This is a genomic window from Pseudomonas sp. PME37.24/025 (assembly GCF_055556615.1).
On the sequence record NZ_JBVHNK010000070.1, the window covers coordinates 1 to 326 of the forward strand.

Annotated in this window: 1 pseudogene; it reads right to left on the reverse strand. The window is 72.7% G+C overall.

The annotated features are described in order from the left end of the window. Window positions 1-18: 18 nt before the first annotated feature. Window positions 19-326, reverse strand: a pseudogene (locus tag ACZ3HH_RS29540) (hypothetical protein); the annotation flags it as partial.

Sequence of the window (326 nt, forward strand, 5' to 3'; positions counted from 1 at the left end):
GTAACGCGGATCACGGATTCAGGCGCCGGTTCCCTCGGGGGCCGGCGTCTTTTTCGTGCGCCCACGGAACACCAGCACCGCTCCGGCGGCCGCGAGTCCCGCGAGGCTCCCCCACCCCAGCACGATCTTCAGCGCCGGGCCGATCACGACCGCGGGGGTCAGGCCCGTCCGCAGCGGCACGTCGTCGAGCATGTAGCCGGCGGTGTCGACCGGCAGTTCGTCGCGCGTCGCGCCGTCCGGGGCGATGACCTGGCTGGTCCCGACCGTCGAGAGGTTCACGACCGACCGCCCGGTCTCGATCGCGCGCATCCGGGCGAACGCGAGCT